The 20,159-nt window shown below is 48.4% G+C and carries 23 protein-coding genes; 1 reads left to right on the top strand and 22 read right to left on the bottom strand.

Going from position 1 to position 20,159, the window contains the following annotated elements; all coding sequences use genetic code 11:
• Positions 1-8 precede the first annotated feature (8 nt).
• Positions 9-380: a VOC family protein gene (locus KNO61_RS09420; RefSeq protein WP_214814567.1), complete on the top strand. Its 372-nt coding sequence runs from the start codon at positions 9-11 to the stop codon at positions 378-380.
• Positions 381-421: 41 nt separating this feature from the next.
• Here the strand turns inward: KNO61_RS09420 and mreB are convergent, their stop codons facing one another.
• From mreB to glyA, 22 genes are all read right to left on the bottom strand, one after another.
• On the bottom strand, positions 422-1,408 hold the full coding sequence (mreB, locus tag KNO61_RS09415) for a rod shape-determining protein (protein WP_012727350.1): 987 nt from the start codon (positions 1,406-1,408) through the stop codon (positions 422-424).
• An 81-nt stretch (positions 1,409-1,489) separates the two neighbouring features.
• A complete protein-coding gene (murA, locus tag KNO61_RS09410) occupies positions 1,490-2,791 on the bottom strand; it encodes a UDP-N-acetylglucosamine 1-carboxyvinyltransferase (protein ID WP_012727351.1) in 1,302 nt (433 codons plus the stop codon).
• Positions 2,792-3,034: 243 nt separating this feature from the next.
• Positions 3,035-3,253, bottom strand: coding sequence for a DUF1146 family protein (locus tag KNO61_RS09405; protein ID WP_012727352.1), 219 nt, complete (start codon positions 3,251-3,253; stop codon positions 3,035-3,037).
• A gap of 200 nt (positions 3,254-3,453) precedes the next feature.
• Positions 3,454-4,644 (bottom strand): EAL and HDOD domain-containing protein, encoded by a 1,191-nt coding sequence (locus KNO61_RS09400; RefSeq protein WP_047794825.1) that lies wholly within the window; start codon positions 4,642-4,644, stop codon positions 3,454-3,456.
• A 150-nt stretch (positions 4,645-4,794) separates the two neighbouring features.
• Positions 4,795-5,205: a F0F1 ATP synthase subunit epsilon gene (locus tag KNO61_RS09395; protein WP_012727354.1), complete on the bottom strand. Its 411-nt coding sequence runs from the start codon at positions 5,203-5,205 to the stop codon at positions 4,795-4,797.
• A 28-nt stretch (positions 5,206-5,233) separates the two neighbouring features.
• Complete coding sequence (atpD, locus tag KNO61_RS09390) at positions 5,234-6,652, bottom strand: F0F1 ATP synthase subunit beta (protein ID WP_012727355.1); 1,419 nt, start codon at positions 6,650-6,652, stop codon at positions 5,234-5,236.
• Positions 6,653-6,686: 34 nt separating this feature from the next.
• Entirely contained in the window at positions 6,687-7,544 is an 858-nt protein-coding gene (gene atpG, locus KNO61_RS09385; RefSeq protein ID WP_012727356.1) for an ATP synthase F1 subunit gamma, read from the bottom strand.
• Positions 7,545-7,580: 36 nt separating this feature from the next.
• Complete coding sequence (gene atpA, locus KNO61_RS09380) at positions 7,581-9,089, bottom strand: F0F1 ATP synthase subunit alpha (protein WP_012727357.1); 1,509 nt, start codon at positions 9,087-9,089, stop codon at positions 7,581-7,583.
• 18 nt (positions 9,090-9,107) lie between these two features.
• Positions 9,108-9,641, bottom strand: a complete 534-nt coding sequence (locus tag KNO61_RS09375) for a F0F1 ATP synthase subunit delta (protein WP_012727358.1) — start codon at positions 9,639-9,641, stop codon at positions 9,108-9,110.
• A complete protein-coding gene (atpF, locus tag KNO61_RS09370; protein ID WP_012727359.1) occupies positions 9,641-10,168 on the bottom strand; it encodes a F0F1 ATP synthase subunit B in 528 nt (175 codons plus the stop codon). Before atpF ends, KNO61_RS09375 begins: the two co-directional genes overlap by 1 nt.
• Positions 10,169-10,239: 71 nt before the next feature.
• A complete protein-coding gene (gene atpE / locus KNO61_RS09365) occupies positions 10,240-10,461 on the bottom strand; it encodes a F0F1 ATP synthase subunit C (RefSeq protein WP_012727360.1) in 222 nt (73 codons plus the stop codon).
• Between the two features lie 65 nt (positions 10,462-10,526).
• Positions 10,527-11,264 carry a F0F1 ATP synthase subunit A gene (gene atpB, locus KNO61_RS09360; protein WP_074035878.1) on the bottom strand — a complete coding sequence of 246 codons (738 nt, stop codon included), beginning with the start codon at positions 11,262-11,264 and terminating at the stop codon, positions 10,527-10,529.
• The gene (locus KNO61_RS09355; RefSeq protein WP_074035722.1) at positions 11,264-11,671 is read right to left on the bottom strand and encodes an ATP synthase subunit I; all 408 of its coding nucleotides are present in this window, start codon (positions 11,669-11,671) and stop codon (positions 11,264-11,266) included. The genes atpB and KNO61_RS09355 overlap by 1 nt, the downstream gene beginning before the upstream one ends.
• Positions 11,668-11,895, bottom strand: a complete 228-nt coding sequence (locus KNO61_RS09350) for a hypothetical protein (RefSeq protein WP_012727363.1) — start codon at positions 11,893-11,895, stop codon at positions 11,668-11,670. The genes KNO61_RS09355 and KNO61_RS09350 overlap by 4 nt, the downstream gene beginning before the upstream one ends.
• 664 nt (positions 11,896-12,559) lie before the next feature.
• Complete coding sequence (gene upp / locus KNO61_RS09345; RefSeq protein WP_012727364.1) at positions 12,560-13,189, bottom strand: uracil phosphoribosyltransferase; 630 nt, start codon at positions 13,187-13,189, stop codon at positions 12,560-12,562.
• Positions 13,190-13,287: 98 nt separating this feature from the next.
• Positions 13,288-14,499, bottom strand: coding sequence for a hypothetical protein (locus KNO61_RS09340; RefSeq protein ID WP_214687557.1), 1,212 nt, complete (start codon positions 14,497-14,499; stop codon positions 13,288-13,290).
• Positions 14,500-14,703: 204 nt separating this feature from the next.
• Positions 14,704-15,402 carry a hypothetical protein gene (locus KNO61_RS09335; protein ID WP_214814590.1) on the bottom strand — a complete coding sequence of 233 codons (699 nt, stop codon included), beginning with the start codon at positions 15,400-15,402 and terminating at the stop codon, positions 14,704-14,706.
• A 108-nt stretch (positions 15,403-15,510) separates the two neighbouring features.
• Positions 15,511-16,746, bottom strand: coding sequence for a sensor histidine kinase (locus tag KNO61_RS09330; protein WP_214814591.1), 1,236 nt, complete (start codon positions 16,744-16,746; stop codon positions 15,511-15,513).
• 3 nt (positions 16,747-16,749) lie between these two features.
• The gene (locus tag KNO61_RS09325; protein ID WP_211782232.1) at positions 16,750-17,427 is read right to left on the bottom strand and encodes a response regulator transcription factor; all 678 of its coding nucleotides are present in this window, start codon (positions 17,425-17,427) and stop codon (positions 16,750-16,752) included.
• 65 nt (positions 17,428-17,492) lie between these two features.
• Positions 17,493-17,741, bottom strand: a complete 249-nt coding sequence (locus KNO61_RS09320; protein ID WP_214686029.1) for a hypothetical protein — start codon at positions 17,739-17,741, stop codon at positions 17,493-17,495.
• Positions 17,742-17,841: 100 nt separating this feature from the next.
• A complete protein-coding gene (locus KNO61_RS09315; protein ID WP_214687560.1) occupies positions 17,842-18,789 on the bottom strand; it encodes a hypothetical protein in 948 nt (315 codons plus the stop codon).
• Between the two features lie 4 nt (positions 18,790-18,793).
• Positions 18,794-20,047: a serine hydroxymethyltransferase gene (gene glyA, locus KNO61_RS09310; RefSeq protein ID WP_214783664.1), complete on the bottom strand. Its 1,254-nt coding sequence runs from the start codon at positions 20,045-20,047 to the stop codon at positions 18,794-18,796.
• Between the last annotated feature and the right edge of the window lie 112 nt (positions 20,048-20,159).

Below are 20,159 nucleotides of genomic sequence, written 5' to 3'. Positions count from 1 at the left end.
TGAATCCCATGAGCCTCATTCAACAAATCAAACAAATCTACATCCCTGTCAAAGATTTAGACCGTGCCGTTCAATTCTATCGAGACACGCTTGAGGTACCCTTTCTCTTTCAAGCAGGATTGCTCGCATTTTTCGACTGTGGGGGCGTTCGCCTCATGTTGTCCCCTCCAGAGAATGATGTTTTTGCAAAATCAAGTCCAATTCTCTATTTGAGTATCGCATCCATCGATGATGCTTATGCTCAGTTGAAAAATGCAGGAGTGACTTTCATTGATGAACCACACTGTGTGGCAAAAATGGGGACGACAGAAACGTGGATGAGTTTCTTCAAAGATTCTGAAGGCAACGTGTTGGCACTCGTCTCCGAAATATTGAGTTGAACATACAAAAAACAAGCGACCGCACGCGGTCGCTTGTCTGTTTATTTCAATCGATCTAAGTTTTCGAGCATGATTCCCGTTCCGTGCGCGACACTGAGTGTCGGCTCCTCAGCCATCATGACCGGCAACATGACACGTTCTGCGACAAGTTGATCAAGACCGTGAAGGAGTGACCCCCCACCTGTCATGATGATTCCGCGGTCGATGATATCCGCCGCAAGTTCTGGCGGTGTCTGTTCAAGGACACGTTTCGCCGCCTCAACGATTTCATTAGCGGATTCAGCCATCGCTTCACGAAGTTCTTCTGACGTGATAGTAACCGTACGTGGCAATCCACGTACCATGTCACGTCCGCGAATATCCATCGATTCGTTACGCCCTCCTGGGAAAACCGTCGCGATTTCTTTCTTGATTTGTTCAGCCGTACGTTCTCCGATGATCAGCTTGTGCTTCTCTTTGATGGCACGAAGGATGTCTGTATCGAAGCGATCCCCTGCAATCTTGATGGTTTCACCGCAGACGATGTCTCCCATTGATAAAATGGCGACGTCGGTCGTCCCACCACCGATATCGATGATCATGTGACCGACCGGCTTCCAAATATCCATGCCTGAACCGACTGCTGCCGCTTTTGGTTCGACGGCGAGGAAAACTTCCTTCGCGCCTGCTTTCTCAGCTGCTTCACGAATGGCTTTTTCTTCAACCGGTGTGACGTTCGCAGGTGTACAAATCAGCATGCGAATTCCCCCGAAGAAGCCTCGGACTTGAATTTTCTCGATGAAGTGACGGAGCATTTCTTCTGTTGTGGCGAAATCGGCGATGACTCCGTCACGGAGAGGACGGATCGCCACGATATCACCAGGTGTACGACCAACCATCTCATACGCTTCTGAACCGACTGCTAGTACTTTTCCTGTAGAGCGCTTTATCGCAACGACTGAAGGCTCGTCTAAGACGATTCCTTTCCCTTTGACGTGAATGACAACGTTTGCTGTCCCTAAATCAATCCCGATATCTTTTGAAAACATGATGTATAGGTTCCTCCGTTCGATTCTTCATTGAAAAGAGCGAGAAGAGTCTCTCCTCGCCCTCTCATTCGTGCTCGTCTCTTAGTTCTGAACCATTTCTTCAGCAACTTCGACAGTTCCTTCAATACGCTCGATGTCAGCACCGAGTGCTTGAAGTTTCTTGTGGAAATCAACGTATCCACGGTCGATATGATATAAATCTCCAACGCGTGTTTCTTCTTCCGCGATGAGACCTGCTAGAATAAGTGCTGCTCCGGCACGAAGGTCCGTTGCGACAACTTCCGCTCCTTGAAGGCGTACGCCACCTTTGACGATTGCCGAACGTCCTTCAATCTTAATGTCTGCGTTCATACGGCGGAACTCTTCGACGTGCATGAAGCGATTCTCAAACACCGTTTCCGTGATGACAGAAGTGCCGCCCGCTTTCAAGACGAGTGCCATCATTTGTGACTGCATGTCTGTCGGGAATCCCGGGTGTGGCATCGTCTTCACATCAACCGGCTTCAATTCGTCTGGTGCCGTGACACGCATGCCTTCTGCCGTATCCTCGAAGTGGACACCCATCTCTTCCATTTTTGAAATCAATGGACGAAGGTGCTCACGTTCTGCACCGATGACTTCGATGTCACTACCGGTGATTGCCCCTGCGACGAGGAACGTGCCTGCTTCGATGCGGTCAGGGATGATTGAGTGTTCTGCACCGCGAAGTGTTTCGACACCTTCGATGCGGATCGTTTCTGTACCTGCCCCACGGACGTGTGCGCCCATTCCGTTTAAGAAGTTCGCAAGGTCGACGATCTCAGGTTCTTTTGCAACGTTCTCGATGATGGTCGTACCCTCTGCGAGCACAGCTGCCATCATGATGTTCTCTGTCGCACCAACAGATGGGAAGTCCAAGTAGATTTTAGCGCCTTGGAGACGGCCTTCTACAGAAGCTTCCACGAATCCGTTTCCGATGACCGTTTTCGCACCCATCGCTTCGAATCCTTTTAAGTGGAGGTCAATCGGACGTGAGCCGATTGAGCATCCGCCTGGCATCGCTACACGAGCGTGACCGAGACGGGCAAGAAGAGGTCCCATGACGAGGATTGAAGCACGCATCTTCCGCACGTATTCAAGCGGTGCTTCATCTTTGATGTCGCCCGACGCATCGACAGTTACTTCATTCTTTTCTTCATTGAACGATACCTCTGCACCGAGGTGACGAAGTACTTTGTTAATCGTGTACACGTCAGCAAGACGTGGTACGTTTTGTAAGATTGACTTTCCTTCGCTAGCTAATAGAGTGGCAACCAATGTTTTGAGTACGGCGTTTTTTGCTCCCTCAACGCGCACAGTACCTGACAGTTTACGTCCTCCACGGACTACGATCAAATCCTTCATATCTCTCTTTGTCCTCCAACTTCATTGTTTTTTTATATAGTGCGTCGATATCCGAATCCGGATGTGATGATGTCGATTATTTGAATGGTTTGCAAAACGTGATGATTTTTCATTCATTAATCAATCTGAATAATAAATAAGTGCAAACTGAATGAAAAAACATCATGTCAGACGAATTTATCCTACATGATAATCATATAGGAGTCGTTACAGCAGGATTACAGTTTGTTAAATATTCTGCGACTACTGTATAGGTGCGAGCGCCTGCGCCAGTCGAATATACTCCAAAAAGAACTGGGCAATCAGCGAACCGAAGACAACCGCTACGAGGACGCGCAAGACAGCAGCTTGCGGACTCCTCACTTGATTGAGCACCTTGTCCCATTTGACGGGTAAGAGTGCCCACCAAGCAACGTAGATCGCTATGATATAAATCGCTAGCGAAAATACGGTATTGACCATCGACGATTCCCCTCTTTTCTAAAATTCGTACCATTTTCAATCATATCATGACATGTTAGAGAAAAAAAGACTTAGGGTCTTAAGCTTCGAGCGGTTTGAACCATTCGATCAACTCACTTTCTCTACAAGCACACCAAAAGGGACGTCATCAGCAGTAAGGCCATACTACAGTAATTGACGCCCCTCACATATTTCAAACATTATTCAATCGATTCGTCAAGGCTACGAGACCATCGAATCGCTTCGACGTAATATTGAGACCAATCCGAATCTGTGTTATGGAGTGGAATCGTCAACTGTTCGTAGGCGATCACATCCTCTAACAACTTTCGCAAACCATTCTGTTCACCGAGTAACGCTGCCTTAACAGGAGGCGCCACCGGAAGCTCTGCAATCAACGTTTGCATCGCCTCATCGAGAATGACGTCGAGTGATGAGAAGATTCCTGTAATGAATGCATCAAACGGTAATACATCTGTCAATGTATCCTCCGCAATCAATTCCATCATTTTTCCGCGGATGACACTCTGTTTGATCAGTTCTTTCGATTCAGACGTCTGCATCTCCCGTAAGAGCATCAAATACGACCATCGTTTCAACTCATCTAGTCCGATTCGTGCGACGGCTTGCTCGATGGATTGAATGGTATGTCGACCTTTTTGATACACCGTATTGACTGAGCGAAGCATCTTATAGGATAAGTCGACACTTCGCTCAATTTGCGATGAGATCCGTCGGAAGCTCGGTTCCGGACGATCGAGCTCTTTTAACACTTCAATGAGCGTGTGACGTAACGGATGGACTTCGGCCCCGTGCACCACGATGGGGCGACTAAAGAAGTATCCTTGGAACATCTTATATCCGAGTCGTTTCGCAATCTCGTACTCTGCGGGTGTCTCGATTTTTTCCGCCAAAAATTCGACTCGGTGTCCGAGCGCATCAATCAATTTTTGCTGCTGGTCCACCGGGGTCGCTTGATAGTCGATTTTGATGATGTCGGCGAGTCCAATCAATGGGCGATACTTCTCTTCAAATACGAAATCATCCAATGCAATCGTATAACCTTGACGTCTCAACGAGCGGAGAGACTGTAATACTTTTTCCGTCGGTTCGACATGTTCGAGCACTTCGACGACGAGCGATTGACGGGGTAGCAACGAAGGCACCTCCCCTTCAATCAACGTCTGAGGGAAGTTGATGAACGCACGCGTACCTTCTGTCAATTCCCGAAAATTGAACACAAGGTACGCGTTATGAATGACGTCAGCCGTTGCTAACGAATCATCTACATTCTCAAAAATATTATTTTCGCTGCGGCGATATAACAATTCGTAGCCGCAAACGCGTAATTGTTGGTCAAAAATTGGTTGTCGCGCAACGTAAACTTTCATTCCCTAATCTCCTTTACGGTAGTTCCCACCTTTATTATCGGTCTTCTCCCATATATTTTTTACTAGTCCCGTCATTTAGAAGCACGACAAAAGACCCATCTTTTCCAAAACCAACAAAAAAACTCCCACACTTTCGTGTGAGAGTCATTCTTATTCTTTCATATCGCGAATGCTTAAGCGGTTGATCGCTTTTTTGAGCGCAAGTTCCGCACGACGAAATTCGAGTTCCGAGAGCTTCGTGTCTTGAAGACGACGCTCGGCACGAACCTTCGCCGCAGAAGCGCGGTCATAGTCAATCTTATCCGCCATTTCGGCTGTTTCAGCTAAGATCGTCACCGTGTCGGGACGAACTTCCATGAAACCGCCGCTGATTGCGATCAGCGTGCGTCCACCATCTTCGTGGCGCAGCTTGAGGACTGAGACGTCGAGTGGCGTCACCATCGGGATGTGCTTCGGTAAGATACCGAGCTCACCAGTGACCGATTTGGCGATGACCATTCGTGCGTCTCCTTCAAAGGCTGCACCATCCGGGGTGACGACGTTGACGTGAACAGTATTCATCGTCTAGTTTCCCCCTTCCGCGTAGGTCTTAGACCAACGTCTTCGCTTTTTCGATGACGTCTTCGATTGGACCGACGAGACGGAATGCATCTTCAGGAAGATCGTCGTGTTTACCTTCGAGGATCTCTTTGAAGCCGCGTACTGTCTCTTTGACTGGCACGTACGAACCTTTTTGGCCCGTGAACTGCTCAGCCACGTGGAAGTTTTGTGATAAGAAGAACTGAATACGACGTGCACGGTGAACCGTGAGTTTATCGTCTTCAGACAACTCGTCCATCCCGAGGATGGCGATGATGTCTTGAAGTTCTTTATAACGCTGAAGCGTCTGTTGAACGTTACGTGCGACCTCATAGTGCTCTTTCCCTACGATTTCAGGAGAGAGGGCACGTGAAGTCGATGCGAGCGGGTCAACGGCTGGGTAAATCCCCATCTCCGAAAGACGACGCTCAAGGTTTGTTGTTGCATCAAGGTGAGCGAACGTTGTTGCTGGAGCCGGGTCCGTATAGTCATCGGCTGGTACATAAACCGCTTGAATCGATGTAACCGATCCTTTTGCAGTCGATGTGATTCGCTCTTGAAGCATACCCATTTCAGTCGCAAGCGTCGGCTGGTAACCTACCGCCGATGGCATACGTCCAAGAAGGGCCGAAACCTCAGAACCTGCTTGTGTGAAACGGAAGATGTTATCAACGAAGAGAAGAACGTCTTGTCCTTGCTCATCACGGAAGTATTCTGCCATTGTCAAACCAGTCAAGGCAACACGGAGACGTGCACCAGGTGGTTCGTTCATCTGACCGAAGACCATCGCTGTTTGCTTGATAACGCCTGAGTCCGTCATCTCGTGGAACAAGTCATTTCCTTCACGCGTACGCTCACCGACTCCTGCGAATACAGAAATCCCGCTGTGCTCTTGCGCGATGTTGTTGATGAGTTCCTGGATGAGGACGGTCTTCCCTACACCGGCACCACCGAAGAGGCCGATTTTACCACCTTTGATGTATGGTGCGAGAAGGTCGACGACTTTGATCCCTGTTTCAAGGATTTCAACTTTCGTTGACAATTCGTCAAATGTTGGCGCTTGACGGTGAATCGGTGCACGAAGCACGTCAGCTGCCACTTCTTTATCATCGATTGGGTTACCGAGAACGTTGAAGACACGTCCAAGTGTCGCTTCTCCAACTGGTACCGAAATCGGTGAACCTAAGTCAAGTACTTCCATACCGCGGCGAACGCCGTCAGTTGAGTCCATCGCAATCGTACGGACCGTGTCGTCACCAAGGTGAACAGCTACTTCGAGCGTCAAGTCGACACTAACATCGTCCGCTGTCGCTGCCACGTGTGTGACTTTGAGAGCGTTGTAGATGTTCGGTAAGTGGTTGTCGAACTTTACGTCGATAACTGGGCCCATGACTGCGACTACGCGGCCTTTCATGCCGTATTCGTTCATCGTGTTAGCCTCCTACAATCTAGAGGGCGTGCGCTTATTCAAGCGCCGACGCACCTCCGACAATCTCTGTGATTTCTTGTGTGATCGCTGCTTGACGCGCGCGGTTGAATTTGAGTTTGAGTCCGCGAATGAGTTCATCCGCATTGTCTGTCGCACTCGACATCGCCGTCATCCGGGCTGCGTGCTCTGACACTTTCGCATCGAGCAATGCGCCGTAGATGAGTCCTTCCGCATAACGTGGGAGGAGCGCCGCTAAGATCGTTTCTTCTTCTGGTTCGTATTCATACATCACATTGGATGCGGACTGTTCGATATCCCCGAGCGGGAGCAATTGTTGAATCTTCACTTCTTGGCTGATGACCGAGATGAACGAGTTGTAGCAAAGCTTCAATTCATCAATCTCGCCCTCGCTGAAGGCACCTACCGTCTGTTTGACGATTTCTGCGACTTCAACAAAAGTTGGTTGGTCGTTTAGCCCTGTCATCGCGCTATACACCGGAATGTTGCGTGACTTGAAGAACTGGACACCGACTTTCCCGATTACGTAAAGACGATACTCATCTGTTGATGTGTGCTTGTCTTTGAGTTCACGGTACACGTCACGCAAGACGCTGGCGTTGTATCCACCTGCGAGTCCGCGGTCTGACGTGATGACGATATAACCAGTCCGTTTGACGGGACGTACTTGAAGCATCGGGTGTGTCGCGCCTGATGTACCACCGGCGATCGACGAGATGACTTCTTGCAACTTGTCCATGTACGGCTTGAAGTTGGCGTTGTTCCCTTGGGCCCGGTTCAACTTTGATGCCGACACCATGTTCATCGCTTTCGTGATTTGCTTCGTGCTTTGGGTCGAGGTGATCCGCATCTGGATCTCACGTAATGATGCCATTTCGATTCACCACCTTAATAGACGCTCGTCACCGGATTAAACCGATGGCGAGAACGTCTTTTTGAATTCCGTAATTGCGTCGACCATTGCCTCGTCTGAAGGAAGGTTTCCTGTCTGACGGATTTCACGGCAGAGGTCTTTACGGTTTTGGTCGAGCCATGCGTTCATTTCTGTTTCGAAACGACGGATGTCTGTGACTGGGATGTCATCGAGATGACCTTTCGTGAGTGCGTAGATGATGATAACTTGCTTGTCTACAGAAAGCGGTGCGTTTAAGTCTTGTTTCAAGACTTCAACTGTACGCTGACCACGGTTCAACTTCGATTGTGTCGCTTTGTCGAGATCTGATCCGAACTGAGCGAACGCTTCGAGCTCACGGTATGACGCGAGGTCAAGACGAAGTGTACCTGCAACTTTCTTCATCGCTTTCACCTGTGCCGAACCACCAACACGTGATACCGAGAGACCGGCGTTGATCGCTGGACGTACCCCAGAGAAGAAGAGGTCCGACTGAAGGAAAATCTGACCGTCTGTGATCGAGATAACGTTTGTCGGGATATATGCTGAGATATCCGATGCTTGTGTCTCGATGAACGGAAGTGCTGTCAATGAACCACCGCCGAGTTCGTCGTTCAACTTCGCAGCACGCTCAAGAAGGCGTGAGTGGAGGTAGAAGACATCCCCTGGGTAGGCTTCGCGGCCTGGAGGACGACGGAGAAGGAGCGAGAGCTCACGGTAAGCTGCCGCTTGTTTCGAAAGGTCATCATAAACGACGAGGACGTGTTGTCCGCGGTCCATGAAGTACTCACCCATCGATACCCCAGCGAATGGTGCGAGGTAAAGAAGTGGTGCCGGCTGTGATGCCGATGCCGAAACGACGATTGTATAATCGAGTGCGCCGTTTTGACGAAGCGTCTCTACTACGCCACGTACAGTCGATTCTTTCTGACCGATAGCAACGTAGATACAAATCATGTTCTCTTCTTTTTGGTTGATAATCGTATCGATGGCAACAGATGTTTTACCTGTCTGACGGTCACCGATGATGAGCTCACGCTGACCACGACCGATTGGAACGAGGGCGTCAATCGCCTTAATTCCTGTTTGAAGTGGTTCGTGAACCGATTTACGTGCCATAACGCCGTAAGCTTTACGCTCAATCGGGTTATACGTGTCAGTTACGATTGGTCCAAGACCATCAATCGGTTGTCCGAGTGGGTTGACGACACGTCCGAGGAGTGCCTCACCAACTGGAACTTCCATGATGCGACCTGTACGTTTGACAGAGTCGCCTTCTTTGATCCCTTTGTAATCGCCAAGGATGATAATCCCGACGTTACCTTCTTCTAAGTTTTGCGCCAAGCCCATTACGCCGTTAGAGAACTCTACGAGTTCCCCCGCCATAACGTTATCGAGTCCGTGTGCACGAGCGATACCGTCACCTACTTGGATGACTGTACCTGTCTCGCTGACTTCGATTTCAGAACCGTACGAAGCGATTCGTTCTTTTAGCAGGGCGCTGATTTCTTCAGCTTTGATTGTCATTGAATTCACCCCTATTTCTTACGCATTCAACAATTCACGCTCGAGGCGTGTCAATTTCGTTTCGATCGTATCATCGTACGTCGTGTATCCGACTTGGACACGGAGTCCACCGATGACTTCTTCATCGACGACGTTCTTCAATTGGAGCGTCTTCCCGAGCTTCTGTCCGAAGACGAGTTCGACGTCTTTCAAGTCTGTTGCCGACAACGGGTAGGCGCTTGTGACAATACCCTCTGCAATCCCACGGTAGTCGTTGATCAATTCGCGGACGTAACGTGGCAATGCGCGAACCTCTGCCGCACGGTCGTTTTCGACCATGACGAGAAGTGTGTTCACGACAATCGCCGTCATATCACCAAAGCTGTCTTTTAAAAGCTGTGCAAGCTCGCTGTCACTGACTGCCGGATTCGTTAAGAGATCCATGAGCTCAGGAGTCGCGTGGAGCACTTCATCGAGCAGACGCACTTCCGCTTCGACTTGGTCGAGCGTGCCTTGTTCCCGCGCTAAGTCGAAGAGCGCTTTGGCATAGCGTTTTGCTAGTGATGCGTTCATCAGTTCGCACCTTTCGCTTTAGACAGGAAGTCTGTGACGAGGGCACGTTGTTTCGCTTCATCGCCTTTAAGGTCTGATTGAAGGACGTGGCGTGCTGCCGAAAGCGCCTGTGTGACGACTTCCGTTTGAAGAGATTGCTTCGCAAGCTCACGCTCACGCTCAATCGCTTTCTCTGCCTCGATTTTAATTTGTTCGGCTTCCAAACGCGCCTGCTCCACCAAGCGTGCTTGTTCTGCTTCTGCTTGTCGACGGCTTGCGTCGAGCATTTCTTTTGACTCAGTACGTGCTGCACTGAGTGCGTCACGTTGTTCAACGACATAATGTTCCGCATCTTTGCGGCTCTTTTCAGCGAGTTCAATTTCGTTCGCTACATACTCTTCACGCTGTCTCATCATTCCAAGGAGTGGTCCCCAAGCAAATTTCTTCAACAGGGCCAAGAGTACGAGGAATGTGAAAATTGTAAAGATCATATCCAGAATGCGGAGGCCTTCGCCGCCAGCACCAGCTGCAATCATCATCGTATCCATGCATACCCTCCTCTTGACTAAATAAGTGAGGGAGACGTGCTCCCTCTCATGCTATTCTCGTTAACTCGGAATCAAGAGTTGAGGAGAAGGAAACCGACAGCCACACCGATGATCGGGAGGGCCTCAACTAAACCGATACCGATGAACATTGTTTGACGAAGTTCGTTTTTGAGTTCTGGTTGACGTGCTTGTCCTTGTACTGTTCCGTATACGATCAAACCGTTACCGATACCAGCTGCGAGTGCTCCAAGTCCGATAACAAGTGCTGTTGCGAGAAGATTAAGTTGTTCCATTGTGTATATTCCTCCTAAAAGTTAAGTAAATAATTTGTTTGTAACGCTTTGGCGAGATGTCCGAATCAATGTTCGGCCGAAGCTTTGTGCCCGATGTACACCATTGCAAGCGTCAGGAAAATGTAGGATTGGATAACCCCGATAAAGATTGAGAAACCTTGCCATAGAATCATTGGGAAGACCGCAAAGATTGCACCGAGCGGGTTGAGTGCGCCTTCGGCTGTAATCGCGAGTCCCAAGATGATGGTAATCATGATTTCACCGGCAAAGATGTTACCGTATAGACGCAAACCGAGTGTCAACGTGTTCGCAAACTCCTCGATCAATTTGATCGGAAGCAAGAACCAGACTGGTTTTACGAATTCCGCTGAATAGTGCTTGAACCCGTGTAGCTTCACCCCGTAATAGTGCGACATTGCAACGACGAGTGTCGACAACGCCAAGGTTACGTAAGGATCGGCCGTCGGTGAGTTGAACCACAAATAGTGTCCGGAAATGACGTTAAACGGTAGACCCATCAAGTTTGAGAAGAGAATGAACAAAATCAACGTCATCCCAAATCCGATAAAGCGTCCTCCTGTCTTCCAGTCCATCGCACTTGCGATGATTCCACGCACGAACTCCGCGAAGAATTCCATGAAGTTTTGTTTGCCAGTCGGCTTCATAGCTAAACGTCTTGTTCCCCAGATGGCGAATACGAAGACGAGTAACGCTGCTATTAACACTGTAATGACGTTCGTCCAGCTCCCGTATAACGTATAGTCCCCAAAGTGCAGAGAATATGTGGGAAACTCATGACCCATTAATATTCACCTCTTTTCCTGCTGAGCTGGGCAAGTGTAAACTCGCCAAATTGTATGATGTGGCCGGCGATTAGACCAGTTACCACCGCGATGACGGACACTCGATCCTCGTAGAGAAGACCGACTATCACTGCTAACGCACCGACCGCCATTCTTGAAACGGTCCCGTGCGACTTTGGTCGTCGTCCATGTTCGATGACGTCATACATGCGTATGACACTTCGATTCTGCATATGTAGAATGATGAGACTTCCGACCCCACCGATGAACAATCCGAGAAAAACGGCTTTGTACATCGGGACGATGAAGGCGCCAACTAACAAAATTGCAAACCATATGGTAAACCATTTCGTATAACGCTTCATCAACTCTTTTTGTGCTTTTCTGTCTGCTTGAATCGTATTCATTCGTCCTCTCCTGTCAATAAACTCCGAAGGGTGAGAACTAGCGCCGTAACCCCGAACACGAGTCCAAGGATAATCGACACATTCCAACCAAACGTGCCCCAAAATTCACGTCTTTCGCCGTACTGTCCGACGAGATAACCGATGACAATCGGTCCAGCAAGTGCTGTCGAGATTTGTGAAGCGAGCGAGGCATAGGATAGATAACGATTGTCTTTTTTCGCCATCCAACCCCCCCTTTCGAGTCTCACGTGCTTCCTTATTCTTTACGAATTCACACTCGCGTGACCATCAAAAGTCACACAAGTTCAGAGTAATAGAAATGGCATAAGAAGTCAATGAATTTCACAATTATAAAAGCGCTTTAAATCAAGTCGTATCAATAGTTTTACGCACTTCACAAACTAAACGATCGAGGCACTTTTTAAAGAAAGTGTGAAGAAACGTTGAAATAAAAATGTTGACTTTATAACATTTCACAAACGGAATCAGATGAAGAATAGTTCAGTTATACCCCCACGTTATGGAAAATTCAATCGGTAAACGCTTACGTTCACAAAGAATTACGAAACGTCGGTTGACTTCATTTTGAAATCGTTTTCAACGTCCTGTATCAGTATACCGAGGATGTTTTTACCATGTCGAGCGATTTCGCCCATTTTTTTGTGAGGAATCTCATCCGGTTCAAAATCGCTTCCTCACCACTGGTTACCTATCCGAAATAGCAGAATTCTATTTAAATAAGAAAGAATAGATATATTCCATCCTCGTTCGTCATTCTTCTCGCTCTCGTTTTGTGTCTATTTTGTGACATCTGTAAATGATAAATATTTTTCGTGTCATTCGTCAAAAAAAGCGAAAATCGCACAGGCGATTCTCGCTTTTAAGTCATTACTTCGTACCAAACAAACGGTCACCCGCATCCCCAAGTCCAGGAACGATATAACCGTGGTCATTTAATTTTTCATCGAGTGCAGCAAGATAAATCTCTACATCCGGATGTTCTGCTTGTACACGTTCTACGCCTTCTGGTGCTGCACAGAGGCATGCCAACTTGATTGACTTCGCTCCATGTTTCTTGAGTGATGCGATCGCATCAACAGCAGAACCACCAGTCGCGAGCATCGGGTCAACGACGATAAAGTCGCGTTCTGTGACGTCTGTCGGAAGTTTCAAGTAGTATTCGTGTGGCTCAAGCGTTTCCGGATCACGGTAAAGACCGATATGACCGACTTTTACGTTCGGCATCATTTTGAGGAACCCATCCACCATACCAAGTCCTGCACGTAAAATAGGGACGATTCCCAATTTCTTGCCGGCAATCATCTTTTGAGTGGAAACAGAGACCGGTGTCTCGATTTCTACGTCTGTTAGGGGTAGGCTGCGCGTGATTTCGTATGCCATAAGTGAAGAAACTTCGTCGACGAGTTCACGGAACTGCTTCGTCCCCGTCTCTACTTTACGCATAATCGTCATTTTGTGCTGAATCAAAGGATGGTCATAAACATGTACTTTTCCCATCTTGCTTCACTCCTCTCTCATTCTCTCTCGAGCATTGTACCCTAACTCTGTTGAGATGGGTAGAGCCAACTTCTATTTTATCAAAGGTCAGACGCGACTTATGGTTGAATGACCTGGAAATAATCATTGCCCGGAAGTTCATACGATTGTGATGTGTGTTGATCGACTAAATAGAGTTCTGTTTCCGTTTTCCATACGTCAAAGGATTGCTCGGTCAATTCTTCATACAGATGCAAGTCTCCGATTTTGACAGCTGTAGACGTTTTTTCATGCGGCTGAATATGAGACAAGGCGTCAAACAACTCTTGCGTTTTTGGTCCGTCTAGCCAGATTGTATCTTGATCCGATTCAAAAACGGCCAAGCGCGTTTCCCCTTCGGCGGGGCGCGTGGACATCTTGTTTGTCACAGGACGGCGGACATGTCCCCAAATTTCAAGGACCGTTCCATATGTTTTCGATAACGATAACGACGTCTCTTCAGCCACATCCCCTTCAATCGGTCGGTCCGATAAGATGATGCGTTTCATGAGTTCGCGATGATTTCCCTTTAGTGAAATCTCTTCTTTCGGATCGACTTTCATATAAGGAGCCTCATATATATTCGGTAGGACGAGTTGTTTGAGCGAGGACGCCTCTCCGATTTGTAGGGTGAGACGATCATCGGCCCGCCTCGTCAAGAAGACATACCCTTCATTTTCTCCGCTTTGAAACGGGTATAGTTTTGGTTCAATGATTGGGTCAAGTGTGCGTCCGTTTCGAATCGTCTCGAACGTCACATAGATTGCCCCCGTATCTGGCGTCTTATAACGAAAAACTGAATCGGATATCACTTCTTCATGCGTCTCGTTCAAGTTGAACGTACTGGTCACCGCTTTAAGTTCGTCGATACGCTCAAACTCAATCGTCGAAACTACGTTCGACTCTTGAAACCGCTCTGGCTCAAGCGCTTCATACGCTTGAATGGGCTCCACAGCAAAAGTTCGCTCCATCAACTCATTGCTGTTCGCACAAGTGAGGTACCGTTCATCTCCCGCTGCAAAATATTTCACTGTTTTGGAGCCGAGTACTTCATAGAGCGGATGATGAAACGTCACTTCCGCCACCATGGCTCGTCGCTCGGGCAAGACATCTGTCGGACGATGCTCACAGTATGTAAGCAGTTTCTCTTGTGTTTGTTTCGTTAATAGTATCTCAGGATCTTGCTCGACTCGATAGGAAGACAAAGGACGTAATTCGATTGCGTTCAACGTCTCGGCACCACATCCACTCAACAAGATACAACTGAGTAAGATTCCCCAATACGTACGCATTGATGTCCCTCCTCATTCCCAATTAGGTGGAAACCACCTAAATTTTTCTTGTACATCATAACATATAACCTATTTTTGTGATGATTTCAGAATTATTACGTTTCTGATGATTTGATAAAAGCGGTCCAATCCATTTTATGCCTCAACGTCTAGCCACAAAAAAAGAACTAATCCATCAAAAGATTAGTCCTTTTCGTTACACCATCAGTCGTTTTCTCGCTCATCTTCAGGTGAGTCATCTTGAGATGAGTCGTCCTGCGAAGAATCATCTTGTTCATTCTGGTCGTCCTCCGATTCCCGGTCGACTTCAACAACCTCCCCTTTTTGATTCAGTTCAAGTTTGACAGGGTCGCCGACACGCGGAGTGTCATCATCGATTTCAGAGCGTGCGGCAAGTGGATACACGTTGTCTTTCCCATCGATATTAATCGTGACGTCTTGATTTGTGAGTTTGACGAGCGTGCCGTAAATATACGTATCATCATCACCACTCTCACGGTCCACTTCCTTCACTTCGTCATCTCGGTTCAATTCGAGTTTTACCCGGTCACCCACTTGCGGTGTATCGTCATCGATTTCATGTGTCGCCGCTAAAAAGTATGTCGACTCTTTTCCGTTGAAGCTGATAGTGACATCTTCTTTCGATAACTTCACGAGCGTCCCGTATAGTTCATAGTCGTCTCCATCTTTCACTCGCGCTGCTAACGAATCATCTGATTCGCCACTTGAGCCATCCGATGTAGCAGCGTCATCTGGGTTGTCCGTTGATCGATCGTCACTCGCTTGATTGATTGCTTGTGGAACAATGACCGTATCCGTCTGATTCCCGTTTACGTAAAATCCAATTCCAACAATTGCCATGACGGCTAATAATGCGCCGATGATCCAGCCGATGCGTTTCATGTTTATTTCCTCCTCATGATGTGTTCTTCTTATTTTCATCATAAGCCTCTTCCGTGAGAGCATATTTAAGGCTTCATTAGAAGTTGATGAGAAAATACGAAATATTCATCATCGAGTCAGGAAAAATATACTGCCATCCGGATGATTCGATCTACTTCCTATCGTCCACTCATTCAAGTCCGCTACTTCTTTCGCAATCGCGAGACCAAGACCGCTCCCACTGCGATCGCGCGCTTCATCTAATCGGTAGAATCGATCGAACAGCCGATTCCTCACATCATCCGAAAGAATCGGTCCTCGATCGCGTACCTCAATTCGATCACTCTTCAAATGAAGGCTCGTCTCTTCCGCATACTTCAAACTATTGTCTAATAGGATGATAAGAATCCGCTGTAACGACTCACGATGACCAAACCAGCTTCCTGTAGCTTCAATAGGTAAATGGACGCCGTGCGACCGCAAAAAACGTTCTCCTATTGATTCCCCAAGTTCAGCTAAATCGATTTCTTCTCGCTCTACCTGTTCGAGTGCAGCAAATCGATTCAATTCGAGCATAGGTTCAATCAAATCATTTCGCATTTGACGCGACTCCGTTAAAATATGGTCAATCGCTTCGGCACGTACACTCTCATCTTCTTGTCCCCATCGTTGTAATAACTTCGCATAGCCCTCGATGACGGTCAACGGTGTCTTGAGTTCATGTGAAACATCGGCGACGAAACGACGTTGTTGCTCCATCGTCCCTTCGACTCGCTCGATCATATGATTAAATCCGTCCGAAAGAGTCGTCACTTCATCCTTTCGGTCAGCCACTTCGATTGTCTCTAACTTACCGGACTCCGTGATCCGTTCCATCGTTTCTGTCAATCGGCGTAACGGTGACAGACCTTGACGTAAAATCCACCACGTCCCGAGGAACGTCAAGAGAACGGCAAGGAAGAACATGACGAGAAAAATGGTTGCGAGCGCTTGAATCGTATTGCTCACATCTCGATCCTGAAAGCCGAACGCTAGTCCATCCGTCGTCGCGACCACAAACCAATCATCGATGAGGGCCGGTTCCCCGTAATTGATGGGAAACGTCGTTCCGTCTGGCACTTCTCCTCCGATGATTCCCCATTCGCCGTTTTCTTGACGTTCTAACACGACACTGTCCTCATGAAGCGACAATACCGCATCGCTATTACGGACATCTTCTTCCAAGAGATTCAACGCCTGCAGTAACACGTCAAAACGCGAATCGACAATTTCCTGTCTGGCGACGAACCAGGTCACGCCAAAGGAGACGAGAAGAAGCAACAGCATAAACCCTGTCATCGCCCACGCAATCTTTGTTCGTAGCATCGGTCACTCACCACGCTTCAACATATAGCCGACACCGCGAACCGTTTGAATCCAAGAGCCGGTCAATTTTTTCCTGACGTATCGGACATACACGTCCACGACGTTCGTATCCCCATAATAGTCGAATCCCCACACGTGTTCGACGAGTTGGTCACGCGTCAAAACTCGCTCCGGATTCTCTAAAAAGAAAACCAACAAGTCAAACTCACGTCGAGTCAACTCTACTTTCTTTCCGTCACAATATACTTCATGACGATTCACGTCGACAGTCAATGTCTCATATGTCAACACCTGTTCGGAATGGTCTTGACGAACAAGCTGGCGCATTCGTAAAAATGCCCGAATCCGTGCGAGCACTTCTTCTATTTCAAATGGTTTTGTGATGTAATCATCTGCGCCAAGATCGAGTCCACTCACTTTATCGTATCGATCGCCACGGGCCGTCACCATCAGAACGGGTAACAAAGGTCGCTCTTCTTTCAGACGACGGACCACCTCGAGTCCACTCATTTGAGGTAACATCACGTCAAGCAACACGAGGTCGACATCGTCAGCGAGAGCTCGTTCCAAACCGGTACGACCGTCTGTCGCCACCATGACCGCATATCCCGCATGCTTCAATTCCAACTCCAGTAATCGCGCAATCTTCGAATCATCTTCTACGACGAGAATCGTCTGCATCCTGCTCACTCCTTTGAAAAAACGCCGAGCGGTTCGCTCGACGTACTGTTATTCATTTCCCGAATTCAATCCGCAAAAAACAGACGAACGCCTTCCGGAATGGCTTGCTCGATTCGTCTTTCTAAATCATCTTCCCATTCATCCCACTTCGTATCGACTTGTTCCATCTGCTGTTCGACTTGCAGCGCCGCTAGCGATAGTTGCGACAGGCTAGCTTGTCCAGGTGAAGTGAAGAATAAAAATCCGGCAAGTCCGATTCCCATAAGTCCGATCGCCAATAAAGTTGTTCCAATGGTTTTCATTACACGTTTCATACACGCATCCCTCCTACCTCAAATCATACGACAGGAAAACGAGAAATCGTGGTGTACTTCATTAGAATTTCATGAGAAAAGGCGCTACTCATGTAGCACCTTACTCTTCGAGCACGGACTTCGCAATCGGTGCCCAATACGTCCCTTCCATCTCTGAAACGGTCGTCAATGTTTCACGATAAGCCGGGTCATTCGCTTTTTTCTCGGCAATCCCTTTCATCCAAAGGACATCCGCCTTATAACCGGATTCCGGATACGACTCGAGATAAGCCGCATAGTCCGCAATGTCTGCTTGTCCTAACTTATTGTCGACAAGAAGTCGATAAAATCCAACTGCTTGTTCTTGTCCGACTTTCGCGTTCCCGTCTAATAGGCGGTCGGCTTTTTCATACTGTTTGCCTTGGACGAGTGATTCTACCTCAGCCAGCGGTACGACATCCGTTGAGGTGTCCGGTGCTTCTTCAGTCGATTCCTCTGGCTTCTGTTCGTCCGAATCTTGAAGTTTCTCATTCTCTTTTTCGAGTCGGGCGACTTCTGCCTCGAGTTCTTCAAGACGTTCCGCGAGCGCTTCTTCTTCTGTCACCGTCTCGACAACGACTTCGTCCGGTTCGTCCGGCGTGACGACCGGCGGTTCGGAATCTGGCCAAAATACGAGCGCTACAGCTGCAAGACCAACGACAAGCGGGAGTCCGAGCCATTTCTTATCGAACTTGAACGCCTGTCGCCATTCGGCTAAATCCGAATGTTGGATGACAGCCGACGAGAACGAACGAAAGCGGCGCTTGGCCGCTTTTTTTCCGTTCGCCTTCACTTCTAGCGCAAGACCTAGTCGATGGAAAGCAGCAGGCACTTTCATCCCGAGGAGCGGCACGATTCGTTCGCTCGCTTCTTCATAATAGCCATGGTCGAGGAGCGTCGTGATGACACCGAACTCACTGGCGACAAGACGGAAAGAAGGATCGTATTCCCCTTTACGAGCCAACCATTCTGTCATATCGAACAATGGAAGTTCGGATAGCTCTCGTTCTGCTAGTGTCCGAATATCCATTGACTCAGCCTCGTTCAGGGTAAAGCGGGAACTTCGCCGTTAACGATTGCACGTCTTGAAGTGCTTCCGCGATTACCGCCTCGTCTTCATGTTGTTTGAGCACACGCCCGATGAGATGTGCCACTTCTTTCATATCCGCTTCTTTGAAGCCACGAGTCGTCATCGCAGCCGTTCCAAGACGGATTCCGCTTGTGACAAACGGTGATGCCGGGTCGAATGGAATCGTGTTTTTATTGACCGTGATTCCTGCTGCATCCAATGCATGTTCAGCTGCTTTACCTGTGATGTCGATTCCTCGAAGATCGACGAGCAAGAGGTGATTGTCCGTTCCGCCCGATACGATTCGAAGTCCCTCTTCTTCAAGGCCTGCCGCAAGTGCTTGTGCATTCGCAATGACTTGACGTTGGTAATCTTTGAATTCCGGTTGGAGTGCCTCACCGAACGCGACCGCTTTTGCCGCGATGACGTGCATGAGCGGTCCTCCTTGAATCCCTGGGAAAATCGACTTATCGATCGCTTTGGCGAACTCTTCTTTACAAAGAATCATCCCTCCACGTGGTCCACGGAGCGTCTTGTGCGTCGTCGTCGTGACGAAATGCGCATGTTCGACCGGGTTCGGATGCAGACCTGCTGCCACGAGTCCGGCGATGTGCGCCATATCGACCATAAGATAAGCATCGACACTGTCCGCGATCTCACGGAACTTCGCGAAGTCGATTGTACGTGGATATGCTGACGCTCCCGCAACAATCAATTTCGGCTTATGTTCCTTCGCAAGTGCAGCGACGACGTCGTAATCGATGTGTTCTGTCTCTTTGTCTACACCGTATTCGACAAAGTTATATTGCACACCTGAGAAGTTGACCGGACTCCCGTGCGTCAAGTGACCACCATGAGACAGGTTCATTCCGAGAACCGTATCTCCTGCTTCAAGCACCGTGAAGTAGACCGCCATGTTCGCTTGTGCACCCGAGTGCGGTTGTACGTTCGCATGTTCTGCACCGAACAATTCTTTCGCACGGTCACGCGCCAAGTTCTCAGCGACGTCGACAAACTCACAGCCACCGTAGTAACGGCGTCCCGGATATCCTTCGGCATATTTGTTCGTCAATACGCCTCCTTGCGCTTCCATGACCGCTTCTGAAACAAAGTTTTCTGAAGCGATGAGTTCGATGTTGTCGCGCTGACGACCGAGCTCGTGTTGCATTGCCTCAAATAATTCCGCATCCTGCACTTTCAACTTCGTCGTGTTTACCATGTGAAGACCCCCTTTAAATGTCTAAAAATCAACACCCCCATCGTACCACACGCTTGTTTTTTTGGGTATCGCAATAATCTGATGAAAAGTTGGGTATCATTAATAGGAATGT

The organism is Exiguobacterium sp. s140, from assembly GCF_018617035.1.
Classification (GTDB): domain Bacteria; phylum Bacillota; class Bacilli; order Exiguobacteriales; family Exiguobacteriaceae; genus Exiguobacterium; species Exiguobacterium profundum.
The sequence above is the reverse complement of the archived record's forward strand: the minus strand, read 5'-3'. Positions and strand labels throughout refer to the sequence as shown.

What these genes read in the sequence shown, in the direction of transcription:
- KNO61_RS09405 (WP_012727352.1), bottom strand. Translation starts at nt 3,253, where the DNA reads ATGGTCAATACCGTATTTTCGCTAGCGATTTATATCATAGCGATCTAC.
- mreB (WP_012727350.1), bottom strand. Translation starts at nt 1,408, where the DNA reads ATGTTTTCAAAAGATATCGGGATTGATTTAGGGACAGCAAACGTTGTC.
- KNO61_RS09350 (WP_012727363.1), bottom strand. Translation starts at nt 11,895, where the DNA reads ATGGCGAAAAAAGACAATCGTTATCTATCCTATGCCTCGCTCGCTTCA.
- KNO61_RS09330 (WP_214814591.1), bottom strand. Translation starts at nt 16,746, where the DNA reads ATGCTACGAACAAAGATTGCGTGGGCGATGACAGGGTTTATGCTGTTG.
- KNO61_RS09325 (WP_211782232.1), bottom strand. Translation starts at nt 17,427, where the DNA reads ATGCAGACGATTCTCGTCGTAGAAGATGATTCGAAGATTGCGCGATTA.
- glyA (WP_214783664.1), bottom strand. Translation starts at nt 20,047, where the DNA reads ATGGTAAACACGACGAAGTTGAAAGTGCAGGATGCGGAATTATTTGAG.
- KNO61_RS09375 (WP_012727358.1), bottom strand. Translation starts at nt 9,641, where the DNA reads ATGAACGCATCACTAGCAAAACGCTATGCCAAAGCGCTCTTCGACTTA.
- atpD (WP_012727355.1), bottom strand. Translation starts at nt 6,652, where the DNA reads ATGAACGAATACGGCATGAAAGGCCGCGTAGTCGCAGTCATGGGCCCA.
- upp (WP_012727364.1), bottom strand. Translation starts at nt 13,189, where the DNA reads ATGGGAAAAGTACATGTTTATGACCATCCTTTGATTCAGCACAAAATG.
- KNO61_RS09320 (WP_214686029.1), bottom strand. Translation starts at nt 17,741, where the DNA reads ATGAAACGTGTAATGAAAACCATTGGAACAACTTTATTGGCGATCGGA.
- KNO61_RS09335 (WP_214814590.1), bottom strand. Translation starts at nt 15,402, where the DNA reads ATGAAACGCATCGGCTGGATCATCGGCGCATTATTAGCCGTCATGGCA.
- murA (WP_012727351.1), bottom strand. Translation starts at nt 2,791, where the DNA reads ATGAAGGATTTGATCGTAGTCCGTGGAGGACGTAAACTGTCAGGTACT.
- KNO61_RS09355 (WP_074035722.1), bottom strand. Translation starts at nt 11,671, where the DNA reads ATGAATACGATTCAAGCAGACAGAAAAGCACAAAAAGAGTTGATGAAG.
- atpG (WP_012727356.1), bottom strand. Translation starts at nt 7,544, where the DNA reads ATGGCATCATTACGTGAGATCCAGATGCGGATCACCTCGACCCAAAGC.
- KNO61_RS09315 (WP_214687560.1), bottom strand. Translation starts at nt 18,789, where the DNA reads ATGGATATTCGGACACTAGCAGAACGAGAGCTATCCGAACTTCCATTG.
- atpA (WP_012727357.1), bottom strand. Translation starts at nt 9,089, where the DNA reads ATGACAATCAAAGCTGAAGAAATCAGCGCCCTGCTAAAAGAACGAATC.
- KNO61_RS09400 (WP_047794825.1), bottom strand. Translation starts at nt 4,644, where the DNA reads ATGAAAGTTTACGTTGCGCGACAACCAATTTTTGACCAACAATTACGC.
- atpF (WP_012727359.1), bottom strand. Translation starts at nt 10,168, where the DNA reads ATGGATACGATGATGATTGCAGCTGGTGCTGGCGGCGAAGGCCTCCGC.
- KNO61_RS09395 (WP_012727354.1), bottom strand. Translation starts at nt 5,205, where the DNA reads ATGAATACTGTTCACGTCAACGTCGTCACCCCGGATGGTGCAGCCTTT.
- atpB (WP_074035878.1), bottom strand. Translation starts at nt 11,264, where the DNA reads ATGGGTCATGAGTTTCCCACATATTCTCTGCACTTTGGGGACTATACG.
- atpE (WP_012727360.1), bottom strand. Translation starts at nt 10,461, where the DNA reads ATGGAACAACTTAATCTTCTCGCAACAGCACTTGTTATCGGACTTGGA.
- KNO61_RS09420 (WP_214814567.1), top strand. Translation starts at nt 9, where the DNA reads ATGAGCCTCATTCAACAAATCAAACAAATCTACATCCCTGTCAAAGAT.
- KNO61_RS09340 (WP_214687557.1), bottom strand. Translation starts at nt 14,499, where the DNA reads ATGCGTACGTATTGGGGAATCTTACTCAGTTGTATCTTGTTGAGTGGA.